The 14,729-nt window shown below is 45.3% G+C and carries 10 protein-coding genes and 1 pseudogene; 3 read left to right on the forward strand and 8 right to left on the reverse strand.

What is annotated here, in order from left to right; translation table 11 throughout:
* Positions 1–46: 46 nt before the first annotated feature.
* The 5 genes and pseudogenes from ACE3T3_RS14275 to hrpA all read right to left on the reverse strand — a co-directional run bounded on the left by ACE3T3_RS14275 (position 47) and on the right by hrpA (position 10,105).
* Positions 47–1,762 carry an AAA family ATPase gene (locus ACE3T3_RS14275; RefSeq protein WP_374668070.1) on the reverse strand — a complete coding sequence of 572 codons (1,716 nt, stop codon included), beginning with the start codon at positions 1,760–1,762 and terminating at the stop codon, positions 47–49.
* A gap of 140 nt (positions 1,763–1,902) precedes the next feature.
* Positions 1,903–3,912 (reverse strand): hypothetical protein, encoded by a 2,010-nt coding sequence (locus ACE3T3_RS14280; protein WP_374668072.1) that lies wholly within the window; start codon positions 3,910–3,912, stop codon positions 1,903–1,905.
* Between the two features lie 326 nt (positions 3,913–4,238).
* Positions 4,239–5,003 (reverse strand): annotated as a pseudogene (locus ACE3T3_RS14285) (lysophospholipid acyltransferase family protein).
* Positions 5,004–5,014: 11 nt separating this feature from the next.
* Complete coding sequence (locus ACE3T3_RS14290) at positions 5,015–6,130, reverse strand: beta-ketoacyl-ACP synthase III (RefSeq protein WP_374668074.1); 1,116 nt, start codon at positions 6,128–6,130, stop codon at positions 5,015–5,017.
* A gap of 30 nt (positions 6,131–6,160) precedes the next feature.
* The gene (hrpA, locus tag ACE3T3_RS14295) at positions 6,161–10,105 is read right to left on the reverse strand and encodes an ATP-dependent RNA helicase HrpA (protein ID WP_374668077.1); all 3,945 of its coding nucleotides are present in this window, start codon (positions 10,103–10,105) and stop codon (positions 6,161–6,163) included.
* 411 nt (positions 10,106–10,516) lie between these two features.
* Between hrpA and ahpC the strand changes: the two genes are divergently transcribed.
* Complete coding sequence (gene ahpC, locus ACE3T3_RS14300) at positions 10,517–11,080, forward strand: alkyl hydroperoxide reductase subunit C (RefSeq protein WP_374668079.1); 564 nt, start codon at positions 10,517–10,519, stop codon at positions 11,078–11,080.
* 103 nt (positions 11,081–11,183) lie between these two features.
* Here the strand turns inward: ahpC and ACE3T3_RS14305 are convergent, their stop codons facing one another.
* Positions 11,184–12,230 carry a linear amide C-N hydrolase gene (locus tag ACE3T3_RS14305; RefSeq protein WP_374668081.1) on the reverse strand — a complete coding sequence of 349 codons (1,047 nt, stop codon included), beginning with the start codon at positions 12,228–12,230 and terminating at the stop codon, positions 11,184–11,186.
* A gap of 487 nt (positions 12,231–12,717) precedes the next feature.
* Here ACE3T3_RS14305 and ACE3T3_RS14310 point away from each other — a divergent pair, with 487 nt between their 5' ends.
* A complete protein-coding gene (locus ACE3T3_RS14310; RefSeq protein WP_374668083.1) occupies positions 12,718–12,924 on the forward strand; it encodes a KTSC domain-containing protein in 207 nt (68 codons plus the stop codon).
* 104 nt (positions 12,925–13,028) lie between these two features.
* Here ACE3T3_RS14310 and ACE3T3_RS14315 read toward each other — a convergent pair whose 3' ends face one another.
* Both ACE3T3_RS14315 and ACE3T3_RS14320 read right to left on the reverse strand, forming a co-directional pair.
* On the reverse strand, positions 13,029–13,619 hold the full coding sequence (locus tag ACE3T3_RS14315; protein WP_374668084.1) for an O-methyltransferase: 591 nt from the start codon (positions 13,617–13,619) through the stop codon (positions 13,029–13,031).
* 62 nt (positions 13,620–13,681) lie between these two features.
* The gene (locus ACE3T3_RS14320; RefSeq protein ID WP_374668086.1) at positions 13,682–13,897 is read right to left on the reverse strand and encodes a DUF1653 domain-containing protein; all 216 of its coding nucleotides are present in this window, start codon (positions 13,895–13,897) and stop codon (positions 13,682–13,684) included.
* A gap of 219 nt (positions 13,898–14,116) precedes the next feature.
* On the opposite strand from ACE3T3_RS14320, the gene ACE3T3_RS14325 reads away from it, so the two are divergent.
* Positions 14,117–14,729 (forward strand): thioredoxin family protein (locus tag ACE3T3_RS14325; protein ID WP_374665968.1); only part of this gene is annotated, 613 nt, incomplete at its 3' end.

Consider the following 14,729-nt stretch of genomic DNA (forward strand, 5'->3'; position numbering starts at 1 on the left):
ATCCAGCTGCTTCAGCAATTGATGCACATTCTTTAACGCTGGGAAATTATTCTACAAACAGCAGCGCCAAACGGACTTGGTCATAGCCCATACGCGGACTGGTCAACTCCACAATTGGGCGGAGCTTAATGCTGCCGTCATCATTGAAATTTTCCGCATCGTTGCGCTTGGTTAAGCGCTTATAAATTTTACGCACTTGATCAACGGCGTCTTCACCGGGATTGGCCACTGAAATATCCAAGCCCTGCTCTTTTTGCAAACGGCCCAAATGATTGATAATGGTGGCTGGCGTTAAACCGCGCTCCACTGCAATATCCGAAATTTCATAACCGTCTTCAAATAACGCGCGGGTTTCATCCAGCGTCGCAGACGCAAAGTTTTGCTTGCCGCCGGATTTCGCCAGTTTTTTCTCGTTGCGCTCAATTTCATATTCATTCAGCGTACCGCCGCAGTGGCGGATAAACGCTTTATGCTGCGCAGTAAAATCCGCATTTTCAAAATGCAAATCCGCCTCTGCAGACAGCTCTTGAAAACGCCGGTCAGCTTTCACGGCCAAACTGTCCAGTTCCAGCGCCTGATCATTGATGCCGAGCAAGCGCAGGCCAGCCAACGCTTTTAAACGCGACAGCGCAACGTAGCCCTGCCCCTTTTCAAAAGTATGCGCCAAATTGATTTCTGCAGCTTCCAAGGTCATGCCCTGAGATTTATGAATGGTGATGGCCCATGCCAAACGCAGCGGAATTTGCTGAAAACTGGCAATGGTTTTGCCTTCATCATTATCAACAGACCATGTTTCCGGTTCGACAATTAAAGTCGTGCCGTCCGTCAATTTTACCTTCGGCAGCACGCCATATTCATCATCTTCTTCAAAGGCAATCACTTCACCCAAACTGCCGTTGATATAGCCCAAATCAAAGTTGTTCTTCACAAACATAACTTTAGCATGCTTTTTCAAGGTCAGATTTTCCGGTGCGCGGACCGAGGATTTTAAAGTTTCAATCAGTTTGTCATTGCCGTCGCACTGCGCATCAAATTGACGGGATTCCTGATCAATTTCATTCAGGTGTTTAAAGTTGATGCTGTCTACGTCCATATTGTGCGTATACAGGCGGGTAAAGGTGTCACCGATATCCTGCTGGCGGGTTTGATTTAAAGCCTGCAGATGGTCTTGCGTAATGCACTGCGCACGGATGGCATTCAGAATATCATTTAAATAATCATTGCCCTGACGGTGCTGTTCAGTCAAATAGCAGACGCGGAATTTCGCCTCAACCCAGGCTTCCGACATAAAGCAGAACTTATCCCGGTTGCTTTCTGCTTTTTTGCCGACTGGCGGCAGCTGGAAAAAATCCCCGGCAGCAATCACCTGCACACCGCCAAAAGCTTCATCACTTTCTTTAAAGTATTTCAGCACTTTATTGACCAGATTCAGCTGTTTGGCGTGCAGCATGGAAATCTCATCAATGATCAGCACTTGCGCATTTTCTAAATGTTCTTTGAGGTATTTGCGCTCTTTCATGCGTTTCAGTTCATCTTCTGAAATCGCATCTTTAATGCCAATGCCGGCCCAAGTATGAATGGTCATGCCATTCATATGCGTGGCGGCAATACCGGTCGAAGCCGTAATGGCCACAGTCACTTTACGGGCTTTAAGGTAATTGATGTACTGATTCAGAGTATAGGTTTTGCCTGCGCCAGCCGAACCTGTCAAAAAGACATTTTCGCCCGCTTTTAATAACTTAAGTGCAGTTTCCTGTTTCATACAACCCATACCCTGAAAGAACGGCTATAGCCTAACGAGTTTTGGCTAAAAAGTTAAGCATAAAGCGCCCGAAGCAATTCCGCCATCTCAAACATTATGGACGTAAACATCTCTATTTAAAGTAATTTCACTTCATTATTTTATTTATAAATCTTGGCGTTCAGCCATTCGATGAATTGTTTCGCAGCCTGTATTGAGGGTTCATCGGCTTTTTCATTGTTGGAAAGTTCCAGCTGATCAAATATTAATTGGCCATGCTGGCGGATGCAGCCCAAAGTCATACGCAGCGGCTGGCTGCTATGGGTCATATGAAATGCGCTGTACTCTTCTTCAGCAATACGCTGCGCATAGCTGGCGGCCAGGCAATTCTGCTGCTTAAGCGACTCTTCAATGATCCGCTCCAGCGTCTGCAACTCCTGAAATCTCCATTGTTCAAACTTCAATTCCGCGGCCGCGCAAAATGGCTGCCAAGCGGACGGGCTGAATTCTTTTTTCAGTTTCGCCAAAATTTCTTCTTTTTGAATGCTGCCGTGCCATTCTGCCGCCTGATGAAACAGCCCAGTCCATGTCACCGTTTTAGGTACTTGCTTCACAGCGCTGAAATAAGCGCTCAGATAATCGCGCACATAAGCATCAAAAATGTTTTTCCGCACGGTGCCGCGCTGCAAATAAAATGCTTGGCGGAAGGCGTCCTGCGGCAATTTATGGCGCTGCAGAACTGCATAAAAATCCCGGTTTTGCTGTGCCTCCGGCAAGATATAGGCCATTAAATCTTCCGGCAAATCTGCACTCATTTTTTGCAGCTGCTGCATAAAAGCCTGCATCACCCGGCTTAAACGCGAATAAACTTTTTTCATGGCCTGCGCATCTGATTGTGCAATGCAGGCCGCCAAAGCCATCCATTCATCCAAATACAGAATTGAAGGACGAATAGCGATGCGGTGGTCGTCCATCGCCTGCTTCGTGCCCTGCAAAACCGCAGCATGGTTCGATGGATGATCAAACCAGTTTTCATCAAGCGCTACCGCGTGACAGCTGTGTATAAACAGCCTTGCGCTGACATGCTGAAAATACTGCAGCGCAGCTAAAATAATCTGCGGATGCATTTGACTGCAGTCAATAAAACTCAATGTGGTCACTGCATTGCGGATATTGCCATGCTGGATATTTTGACTCACCCAATCCAGCACCTCCGCAGGCTGCTTAAAAAGCCAATTGACTGTTCTGCTGCTGTCAAACACCGGCAGCGCAGCCGCTTTCTTTTGCCATACACGGTGATTGGCCGTATAAAAATGCTGTTTCGCGAAAAGATCTGAACTGTTCCAAAGCTCACGATTCATTAAGCGCGCAAAACCCAGCAGATGCGGACGTTCTTTGGCATGCGGATACAGCAGCGCAATATCATCTTCCAGCTCAATCAATTCATGCAGGGTGAACTGTTCCCGATAAAACAGCGATGCAATGCGGTAGACCGCAGGATCTAAAAATTGCGCAGCGCTGAAACAAAACTCATCAAAACTGTCCATCACCGACTGCACAGGCAAAAATGCCTGCCCTTGCACGACATCCAGCCTGAACAGCATTTCAAATGCCTGCAATGTTTCACTGGAAATAGGCCGATGCTGCTGCTTCGATGCCTGCAGAACAGGCTGGGAATACAGAGACAGCGCCATCATCAATTCATCAATATATCGGGCCTGCGTTAGGCTGAGATGCTGCAGCGCCGTCTTCAGCTGCTGCAGGCCAGATACCGCGCTAAATATTTCTTTCGCCAGAATCGTTCTTAACTGCTCAGCTTTGGAACGCAAAAATAAGGGATGCTGGGCTTTCAAATCCCCGGTTAAAAAATAAATATCATGCAGCACAAAGTCTTCTAAAAACTCAGCCTTATGCTCGCCATATGCAAAATGGCTGTGCAGCAAGGTTCTTTTCTTGGCATCGGCAAAATACGGCGGATTGAACTGCAGATAAAAACAAGGATGCGCAATTTGAATGCGGCAGGATTCCTGCTGCATTTTAAATAATTGATCGGCAGTGATTTCAGCGGCCAGCTTTTGCTGCGCCTGCACCAAATGGCTGAAATCAGCAGAAATACGCAAAAGCTGCTGAGCGGCTTGCGTCAATTCAAGCGCTGACTGTTCTTTTTGCATCTATCCTCCTGCTTTGACTGGATCCGGTATGCCGCACAATAGATTATTTCATGCCGCCATGAAGACAGATTTACCACTACAAAGCGCGCATGACAAATGTTTAGAGATAAACTTTCAATCTGAGCGGTTCAAACTTAGCCAAAAACGCAACGCTGATGCTTCAATGCGGATGATTGCAAAGCGCAAGCCTTCTAATCATTTCAACACATGCCCAGCGCATTAAAACCCTCATTGAAATCCATGCATTGATGCATTTTTAGTTGCAGCTTATTCAGCGCGGATATAAAAATATGCATATGCAATTTTTTAATCGTGAACTGATTTTTTTATTTCGATGCTTCTTTTTCGCTTCGGACAAACTTCAAATGTTCCAGTGACGCATAGATTGCTTGCTGAATTTCAGCCCGAAAAGCCATCAGCTGTTCTAAATTTTCAATCTGCCGAATGCTTTGGCGCGGCATAAATTGAAAATAAAAAGGAATGCGTTTAGGAATTAAATGACTCGGCAAAGATGGAATAACATCTCCATAGCGCAGCAGTTTACCCAGCTTGGGAATTTTTAATAATTTCTGAAAATATTTATTTTGCACAATATGATTGGCATCAAAACCTAAATCGAAGACTTCATCACCGCCTAAAGCGGCAAAAGGCACTATGTCATAGCCAAATTCCTGCGCCAATTTTAAAAAGCCGTAACGCTCTTTTCAGATCAGCTGGTAAGCCTCACCTTTGCGCTTCAAAACTTCACGGCCGCCGCCTGGAAAAACCAGAATGGAGTAGCCTTGCTGCATGAGTGTCCGCGCATATTCACGCACGCCATCAACAGCGCCGAATTTTTTCACAATAGTGCGCCAAACCGGCACATAAAAATGGCTGTGGTCAGCCAAGCTCACCACAGCCACTTTATGTTCATTGAACAGATAGTCGATCATCATCGGCGCATTCAGCACACCGTAAATCGTATGATTGCCGACATACATTGCAGGCTTCGATGCATCGATGTGCTCCGCGCCTAAAAAAACCGGCGTGAAATACAGTTTGGACAAAGCGCTGAAACGCTTAATCCATTTTGCACCATGCTCGGCCTGCAATGCGCGGTTCCTTATGCAGCCGCGTGTTTTTGCACAAGAATAGAACCGACAGAATAGCCTGCGCCGAATGAGCACAGTACGCCATATTCACCATCGTTGACTTGGTCTGCAGTACGGTGCAGCGCAATGATCACGCCGGCAGAAGATGTATTGGCAAATTCATCCAGAATGATTGGCACTAAGTCAGGCTGCGCATGTTCTTTGCCCACAACCAGTTTGAGAATCAATTCATTCATGCTGGCATTGGCTTGATGCAGCCAGAAACGCTTAATGCTTTGCGGCGCAATGTCGTTCTTTTCCAGCTGTTTGGTGATCATCTTGGCAACCAGCGGGCAAACTTCTTTAAACACTTTGCGGCCGTCTTGGCGGAAACGGTAGTTGTCGATGTCCGCATCCACTTCGCTCATGTTCAAATAGCCGAAGTTGTTGCGGATATTGTTTGAGAACTGAGTGAACAGATTGATGTCCAGCACTTCAAAACCGGCTTTGGTTTCTGTTTCTTCAATGATTGACGCTGTAGCGACATCGCCAAAAATAAAGTGGCAGTCGCGTGAACGGAAATCGGTATGGCCAGAAGTAATTTCTACGTTGACCAGCAGCACGCGGCGCGCGCCTGCTTTGATCGCATCATACGCCTGCTTAATGCCGAAAGTTGCAGCAGAACACGCAACGTTCATGTCATATGCATAGCCTTCAATACCAAGCGCCGTTTGGATTTCAATAGAAACCGCTGGATACGCACGCTGAATGTTTGAGCAGGACAAAATCACCACATCGATGTCTGCTGCAGTCACGCCTGCATTTTCCATCGCTTGCTTTGCAGCCGCTACGCCCCATTCCGCCTGAATAGACAATTCATCATTTGAGCGCACATGCAGAATTGGACGCAAACGTTTCGGATCGAGAATACCTGATTTTTCTGCAACATAGCGTGCTTTTACGCCCGATGCTTTTTCGATGAACTCGGCGCTTGAACCGCGGCGGGCTTCTAATTCGCCAGCAGCAATTTTATCAGCATTGTCTAAATTGTACTGTTCCACATAGGCATTTAAACCTTCTACTAACTCTTCGTTGGTAATAACGTCTTCCGGATGGAATAAGCCAGTACCCGTAATGCGGATGCCCATGTAAAACTCCTGTTTCAAATTACCTATATCTTAATTGATTCCAAGTTTTTCCCACGCTTTTTGCAAGCGGGAAGGAGAAATCGGCATCTTGGTCTTCATCGGTTGAGAGAATATTGAGATGCGCAACTCCTCAACCATGAAATACAATTCTTTCAGGCGAGCGTCATTTTTAAACTTAAATAATTTTTCCATCCATGGATCAATTTGATCAATGGCAGAATTGTCCCTTTGCAGGTTATTTGGTAAGCGTTCCAAACGCAAGACCAAGGCTTTCAAATAACGTGAAAATTCCTGCCAAACATCGGATGATTTGACATAAACAAAGTCTGAAAGGCTCATCAAATCAAGCTGATCCTCAATATCATCAATATTTTTCCCAAACACAGAATCGTCTAAAACCAGCAGTTTGCGGCGTATATCCTGCCATTGAATGAAGATTTCACTCAGTATCGACAAGGCATTTTGGCCATGCGTTAAGAAAGATTTTTTTACATTTAAAACTAAGTTTTGGTATTCCTCAGCATTGACAGGAAGCTCATTTATTACCATCTGCAGTGTGGCATAAACTAACATTTGCTCTAATTTTGCTTTGTCGCCCAATGGTGAATACGCCAATGCCAGCGGTTTTGAAATCTGCTTTTTCAGCTGGCGCACCAAATCGCCCAGCTGCATATGCACCAAGCGGATGATGCCTTCACGGTGCTGTTTCACAGCTTCGGCCTGATCATTAAAGGTTTGAATCACCACGCCTGATTCATCTTTTGCATCCAAACTGGCAAAGTCTTTCACAGGCACCAGCGCTTGATACTGCTTCACAATCACACCAGTGACTTTCTGCGAAGCTTCAAAGACAAATTTTTCAGGAAAAGTCTGGAACTCACCTTTCAGCTGTTTTACCGGACTATGGGTTTCTGTACGGCAGCGCGCTTTCAGTTCAGATAAATCGCGGCCTTTTTCAATGACACGGCCTTTTTCATCTATCACTTTGATCAGCGGCAGCAGATATTCTTCTACCCGCTCAAATGAAAAATCTTTTTCGCTGATTTGATCGCCGCGCAGCTGATAGCCCAAGAAACTGAAAATATGCTGCTGCAAATGCACCGCATCAATCCGCGCAGACAATTTTCGCGCAGTGTCCGGAATCGGCACCAAATTGCGGCGCTTGTCTTTCGGCAAGCCTTTCAGCAAAGCTTCGATCAGCTCTTCACGCCAGCCGGGAATGCCCCATGACCAGATATTTTCATCGACCTGCGGCAAAGCCTGCACCGGAATTTTCACCGTTGCGCCATCTTCGTCATGACTTGGGTCAAAACGATAGCTGGCAGCAAGGCGCAGCTCGCCATTGCGCAAATAATCCGGAAAGAGCTGTGTGGTTGGACGGTCATTCAGCCACAGTGCATCATCTTCCACAAATAAATAACGCGGATTTTTAGGCTCTACGGTTGCGCGCCAATCTTCAAATGAACGGCGGCTGGCTACTTCTTCCGGCACTTTAGAGGCATAGAACTGGTAAATGGTTTCTTCATCCACCACCAAATCGCGGCGGCGCAGCTTGTCCTCCACCCGCTCTACTTCTTCCAATTTCAGCAAGTTGTGCTGCAAAAATGGCGGATTCGAACCCAAGTTTCCAGTTGTCAGCGCATCGCGCAGGAAGATTTCATGCGCTGCTGGCTGATCAACCTTTTCATAATTGATCGGGCGTTTCGGCTCAATAATTAAGCCAAATAATGAAATTTGATCGTAGGCATTCACCACACCGGCTTTTTTCGACCAATGCGGTTCAAAATAATGATGCTTCAGCAAATCGCCCGCAGCCAATAAAATCCATTCCGGCTCAATTTTTGCCAGCGTCCGGATAAACACTTGAGAGGTTTCCACCATCTCAAAGGCCATCACCCACGGCGTATTGGTTTTATGCAAGGTCGATGCTGGGAAAATCCGCGCCTTTTGCTGACGCACCGCCATAAACACATTGCGTTCATCAGTTTTATTGGCAATGAAAGACAGCAGGCCGGTCAATAAGGCGCGGTGCAGATTTTCATAGCTGGCTTTCTTTTCATTGAACGACAGCTTTAAGCCTTTGGCCAGATCCACCAATTGCTCATGGGTTTTCTTCCATTCACGCAAGCGCAGCCAGCTGAGGAAATGATTGCGCGCAAAGGTGCGGCGCTTATTTTCACTCATGCTTTCGCGGTTGGAGTGCAAGGTATCCCACAGCTTGGTATAGAACAGGAAGTCTGAATCTGCTTCACGGAACAGCGCATGTTTTTGATCCGCCTGCATTTGCTTGTCTGCAGGACGCTCACGCGGGTCTTGCACAGCCAAGGCTGCCACAATGACCAAGACTTCATTCAGCACACCAAAATGCGCGCCGCCTAAAATCATTCGCGCGAGACGCGGGTCAATCGGCATTTTCGCCATTTGCTGACCGATTTTGGTGAGTGAATCTCCCCCAACCCCTCTTTTAGAAAGAGGGGCTTTTTCAAGTCCCCCTTTTTCAACAGGTGAGGCGTCTTTCGCCGCAAGAGGGGGATTAGATTTACGTTCAGAAAGCGCCCCCAGTTCAATCAACAATTTACGACCATCATTGACCAAACGATGATCGGGCGGTTCAATAAAATCAAAATCTTCTAATTCACCAAAACCGAGGCTTTGCATCTGCAAAATCACTGATGCCAAGTTGGTGCGTTTAATCTCCGGCTCGGTAAATTCAGGACGGCTCTGGAAGTCTTCTTCTGAATACAGACGAATGCAGACACCCGGCGCGATACGGCCGCAGCGGCCTTTACGTTGATTCGCTGCCGCTTGCGACACGGCTTCAATCGGCAAGCGCTGTACACGGGAGCGGTAGTTATAACGTGAAATACGCGCAAAACCGCTGTCAATTACATAACGGATATTCGGCACCGTCAGCGCAGTTTCTGCCACGTTGGTGGCGATAATAATCCGCCGTCCGCCGCCGGCAGGATTAAAGATCTTTTGCTGCTCTGCCAAAGCCAAACGGGCAAAGAGCGGCAGCACTTCGGTATGGCGTGGACCGTGTTTAATTAAGGTTTCTTGCAGTTCGCGGATTTCTTGCTCGGTACTGGCAAAGATCAGAATATCCGCATGTTCAGGGTGCCCTTTCTCTTGTGCATCCTGTAAACATTCTTCAACCGCAGATACCACGGCGCGCGGCAAATTTTCTTCAAAATCATCAAATTCATCATCATCACTGCCGCCAATATTCATTTCAGAAATAGGACGGTAACGCAGCTCGACGGGAAAACTGCGCCCCTCCACTTCAAAAATCGGCGCGCCATTGAAGTAATTGCTGAAGCGGTTGACGTCCAAGGTTGCCGAAGTAATGATGACTTTTAAATCCTTGCGGCGCGGTAAAAGCTGCTTGAGATAGCCCATGATAAAGTCGATATTCAGCGAACGTTCATGCGCTTCATCGATAATAATGGTGTCGTATTTGGTTAGAAATCGGTCATTGGCCAGTTCTGCCAATAAAATACCGTCGGTCATTAAACGGACTAAAGAGTTTTGTGAACCTTGCTCATTAAAACGGACTTTAAAGGAAATCGATTCGCCAAGTTTTTCACCGACTTCTTCGGCAATACGCTGTGACACGCTGCGCGCCGCCAAACGGCGCGGCTGGGTATGGCCGATCAAACCCGTTAAACCGCGGCCTGCGAGCATGGCAATTTGCGGCAGCTGTGTGGTTTTCCCTGAACCAGTTTCACCAGCCACAATAATCACTTGATGCTGTTGAATTGCATCAATCAGCTTATCGGCATATTGAGTAACGGGCAGGTCTTGATTGAGCTTAATGTTCGGAATGCGCTCAAAACGCTCACGCACTTTGCTATTGGATTTTTCAAATAATTCCTGATGCTGTTTTTGATCTGCATCCTTGCCCTTTTTCAGTCGGTTTAAACGGTGAAGGTCACGCGCCATCACAAGCTGATCTACATTTAAACGACTCTGCACAGAACAAGATTCCTAATCAAAACAACAAAGCGCCATTTTACGCTGTAATGACATGAAGCGGAAGAACATCTCAGCCCCGATAAAGCAGATATATTTTTTTTTAATTTTAACTTTTTTTAAATTTAGCCTTGAATTTTAGCAGCAATGGCTTCATGTTCTTAGGCAAATTGAGGAACAGATGTTTTTTTGCAGGTTTTGTCATTTCAGCATCATATGGCAATGTTAAAACAGCTTTGCTGATACAGCGCTATAAAACTGCTGAAACGTTTAAAATCATAATTTTGATGAGACGGTATTTTAGCTTAGTTCGGTTTTTCCGATATCTTTAATGTAAAAATACCATTTCAGCAATAACAAGAAATCCTATACTCTATTGGAAATCAAATACAAACCTCAATCATGGAGACAATGATGAGCTTAATTAATACTGAAGTTAAACCATTCAAAGCACAAGCATTCCAAAACGGTAAATTCATCGAAGTTACCGAAGCTGATCTTAAAGGCAAATGGTCAGTTGTATTCTTCTATCCAGCAGACTTCACTTTCGTTTGCCCAACTGAGCTTGGTGACCTTGCAGACAACTACGCTGAATTCCAAAAATTAGGCGTTGAAATCTACTCAGTTTCTACTGACACTCACTTCACTCACAAAGCTTGGCACGATTCTTCTGAAGAAATCAAAAAAATCCAATACGTAATGGTTGGCGATCCTACTTGGACTCTTGCTAAAAACTTCGAAGTATTAATCGAAGCTGACGGCCTTGCTGACCGCGGTACTTTCGTTATCGATCCAGAAGGCAAAATCCAAATCATCGAAATCAATGCTGGCGGTATCGGCCGTGATGCTTCTGAACTTCTTCGCAAAGTTAAAGCAGCTCAATACGTTCACGCTCACCCAGGCGAAGTTTGCCCAGCTAAATGGAAAGAAGGCGACGCAACTCTTGCTCCTTCAATCGACCTAGTTGGTAAAATCTAATCTGCATTAGATTGAACTGATAAAAAAAACCGCGCATTTGCGCGGTTTTTTTTGCTTATGCCAAAGATGGCTATAAGCTATATTTGAGCTGAATTTTATTGCATCAACTGATGCCTAAAAATGCGAAAGGCTTTGCCTCTGCAAAAGATGCCGTTGCATCGCCTGCATAAGTCTTGCTTTGGTCTTTGCCTAAATTCAGTTTTTTAGTTTTGCCATCTTTAAAGTTAATTTTGTTTAAATCGACCCAAAATACATTGGGCGAAACAGCAGATTCAAAGAAATACAGATTGCGCTTATGATCCACCACGGTACGCCAGCGCGTCGATGAAATATTCGGCTCTTCTTCCGTGTTCAGGCCAAATGGCACTGAAACATTGCGGATGACGCTGAATACACTGGCCAAGCTGCTGTTTGAATCAGCATTGCTTGGAATGGCCTGAATATAAAAAGAAGCGCGCGCAAAACGGTCAGCTGCGCGATTGGTTCCCGGCAGGAAGGTGGTTCCGCCAATTTGCTTCCAATACTGATTTAAAGCCAATTGCTGCTCAAAGACCGGAGAATTGGTCATCACCTGATAAGCTTTGCTGTGATGAATCACTTGCTTGCCGCCGATATATTCCACAATGGCGCTGTCGCCGCTTTTGTCTGAAATGGATAGATGCAGTGTCGCCAAACGTTTTTCACCCGGAACTTGATCGGTCATGACATCAAAAGGTTCTTTTTGCAGAAACTTGACCGCTTCATCAACAGTCGAAAAATTATCCAAAACATACTGAGCCCATAAAGAAATGCTCAGTTTCGGTTTTTTTGATTTTTCAGCTTGCGGGTATTCAGATTCGACCAGCCACAGCAAATTGGCATTCAAACCAGCTTCATTCACCCCGTCTGTCGTTGAAATATCATAGCCTGTGGCCACAACACTGCCATATTTTGCCGTCCAACGTGCTGATTGAGGCCCTGCCTGTCCAGTCCGCTTTACACCGCTTGGCAGAATCCAAAGATTTGTGCCCACGTCCGATTTCCAGTCCATAGAACGCGCTGTCATGACATTATTATTTTCACCATGAAAAACAACACGCGTACATGCATCCGCCAATGAAGACAGCATCATGCCGGAAGCCGCCAATAGACAGCAGATCGCCTTTCTCATACTTACACCCTCTTAAAGATCTGAAAAAATAAAAATTGTTCTATTGCTCTAAAGTCTCTTGATGCAAAGCCTGTAAAAACCGCACGCGCATTTTGTTCTGCACTTATGCTTTGAGACCAATGGAATTGCACATTGGTTATTTTCATCTGAAATCAAGCACTGCTCCTCAAGCAAAATATATAAATAGATCAGGTTTTATTCAGATGCAGCTTTATTTTTTATATCATGCAATTCATCCAATGAGTATTTTTAAATCATTTTGCATTCAGTTCATTCACGCTTTTTTCAGCTTTTTTAAAATATGCGCATTGCTGCGCCGGCTTTTATCGCCAAATCATTTAAAGTGATGTTAACTGCTGAAAAATATTTAAATATTCGATTTATTTTTACAATTCTGCTACATCGTTGAATGCGTATTTAACTTAATTTCAAAATAAGCCAAGACGATTTTTTTGGCTAAAATCATAATAATTCAAGGGGGTTGCTTATGGGATCACCGCTTGCTGTAAAATCTTGGAAATACAGCGCTTCTTCACGATATTTGAAAATTTTTTATACCAATGGCACAGGCGACTTATTCCACCCTGTTCCCGAATTTATTTATCACAATATGATGCGCTGCAATGACAAAACCGCTTTTGTGCATAAATATCTTGAATATGACTTGCACTTTACCCGCATCAGCATTCAATAATGGCTCTATTTTTTTTAAGGTTTTTTTTACTTATTGCAATTCACTAAAATTCTTCAGCCATCAAAGCATCCGTTGATGGCTTTTTCATTTGAAATGATCAAAATTTAATTTGCGGTAATCAGCAATAATCCTGCACCGATTGGCAGCGTCACACAAATATACCGCGGATCGTCTTTAACCAAGGATATAAAGGCCTCCACTTCAGAGGCATGCGACAGCACATTATCTACCGCCAGCATACCGCCCTGCGCTGTTAATATTTTCCGCAAATACGGCCAGTATTCAACATAAGCTGCGCGTTCTGCATCCAGCAGAATAAAATCATAGTTTTCTTTGGCTTGCTGTAAAAAAGCCAGAGCATCTTCCGTTCTAAACTCAACAAGATGCTGCAAATGCATCTGCTGCGCATACGTCTGGGCTTGCGCTGTCCGCTCAGCATCAATTTCAATGGTGGTCACTTTCCCCAATGTGCTTTTCGCCGCATTGGCCAGCCACAGCGTAGAATAGCCCGTTGAGGTACCGATCTCCAAAATACGCTTCGCTTGCTGAGCCCGTATCAGCACAGCCAAACACTGCGCAGATTCAGGCTCAATATTCCGATAGCGCTGCAAACGGTCAGACTGCAGCGCATCATGCGCCTGAAACTGCTGATACAGCGCATTCACGTGCACTAAAAATTCTTCGGTGATGCCCATCAGTCCTCCAGATTTTTCCAGTTCAGCGCTGTTGATACTCTCTTTTCAGCGGCAGAAAATATCTACCCCACTTCCTGAATCAGTTTAAAGCGTTCAATCGTTTGACCTTCATGCTCTACGGTTTCCGTAAACATCGCCAAAGGACGTACCCACAATGAATAATCGCCGTACAAACATTGATAAACCACTAATTTTTCTTCTGTTTCGCTATGCGTTGCCACATTAAACACTTGATAAAGCTGACCTTTATAATGCTGATAGATGCCTTTTTTAAGCATAAAAAAACCTGAAATAATCACAAAATACAGTTCGAAGCATAGCATGGCTGCGCCCTAGAGAGCGGGTGATCTGATTTTTTTCTCTGCAGGCTGAGGCATTTAAATCCAATAATCCATTAATCCGATTACAACAATAAAAACAAACTGTTTTACCTATTTATCTGAATCACTTATTATTAACCCATCGAATAAATATTGACTCCTTTGGAGGCGTTAGCAATGTTGGATCAAAATACTTCTGCTCAATTAAAAACTCTGCTTGAACGTTTAGAGGGCCCGATTGAAATCGTCGCGACTTTAGATGCTTCTGACAAATCAGACAAAATCAAAGAATTGGTGACTGAAATCGCCGCGCTGTCTGATTTGGTGACTGCGCGTTTTGACGGCACCAACAGCCGTGCGCCAAGCTTCGGCATCGCAAAAACCGGCGAGCAGCCGCGTGTCAACTTCGCAGGCCTGCCGATGGGCCACGAGTTCACCTCACTGATTCTGGCCTTGCTGCAAGTGTCCGGCTATGCGCCTAAAGTGCCTGATGAAGTTTTGGCGCAAATCAAAGGCCTGAACCTTACTGCAGACTTTGATGTATTTGTGTCGCTCAGCTGCCATAACTGTCCAGATGTGGTTCAGGCGCTGAACTTGATCGCGATTTACAACCCGGGCACCACTGCAACCATGATTGACGGCGCATTCTTCCAAGATGAAGTGGAAGAACGCAAAATCATGGCGGTGCCGATGGTATTCCAAAACGGAGAACATATCGGCCAGGGCCGCATGACTTTGGAAGAAATCATTGCCAAACTGGATAGCGGCGCAGCAGCCAAAGATGCAGAAA

The sequence above is a fragment of the Acinetobacter sp. genome (assembly GCF_041919735.1).
Classification (GTDB): domain Bacteria; phylum Pseudomonadota; class Gammaproteobacteria; order Pseudomonadales; family Moraxellaceae; genus Acinetobacter.

Coding starts and splice junctions, on each gene's coding strand:
- ACE3T3_RS14320 (WP_374668086.1), bottom strand. CDS start 13,897: ATGCTTAAAAAAGGCATCTATCAGCATTATAAAGGTCAGCTTTATCAA.
- ACE3T3_RS14305 (WP_374668081.1), bottom strand. CDS start 12,230: ATGAGAAAGGCGATCTGCTGTCTATTGGCGGCTTCCGGCATGATGCTG.
- ACE3T3_RS14315 (WP_374668084.1), bottom strand. CDS start 13,619: ATGGGCATCACCGAAGAATTTTTAGTGCACGTGAATGCGCTGTATCAG.
- ACE3T3_RS14290 (WP_374668074.1), bottom strand. CDS start 6,130: ATGGGCATCCGCATTACGGGTACTGGCTTATTCCATCCGGAAGACGTT.
- ACE3T3_RS14310 (WP_374668083.1), top strand. CDS start 12,718: ATGGGATCACCGCTTGCTGTAAAATCTTGGAAATACAGCGCTTCTTCA.
- ahpC (WP_374668079.1), top strand. CDS start 10,517: ATGAGCTTAATTAATACTGAAGTTAAACCATTCAAAGCACAAGCATTC.
- ACE3T3_RS14275 (WP_374668070.1), bottom strand. CDS start 1,762: ATGAAACAGGAAACTGCACTTAAGTTATTAAAAGCGGGCGAAAATGTC.
- ACE3T3_RS14280 (WP_374668072.1), bottom strand. CDS start 3,912: ATGCAAAAAGAACAGTCAGCGCTTGAATTGACGCAAGCCGCTCAGCAG.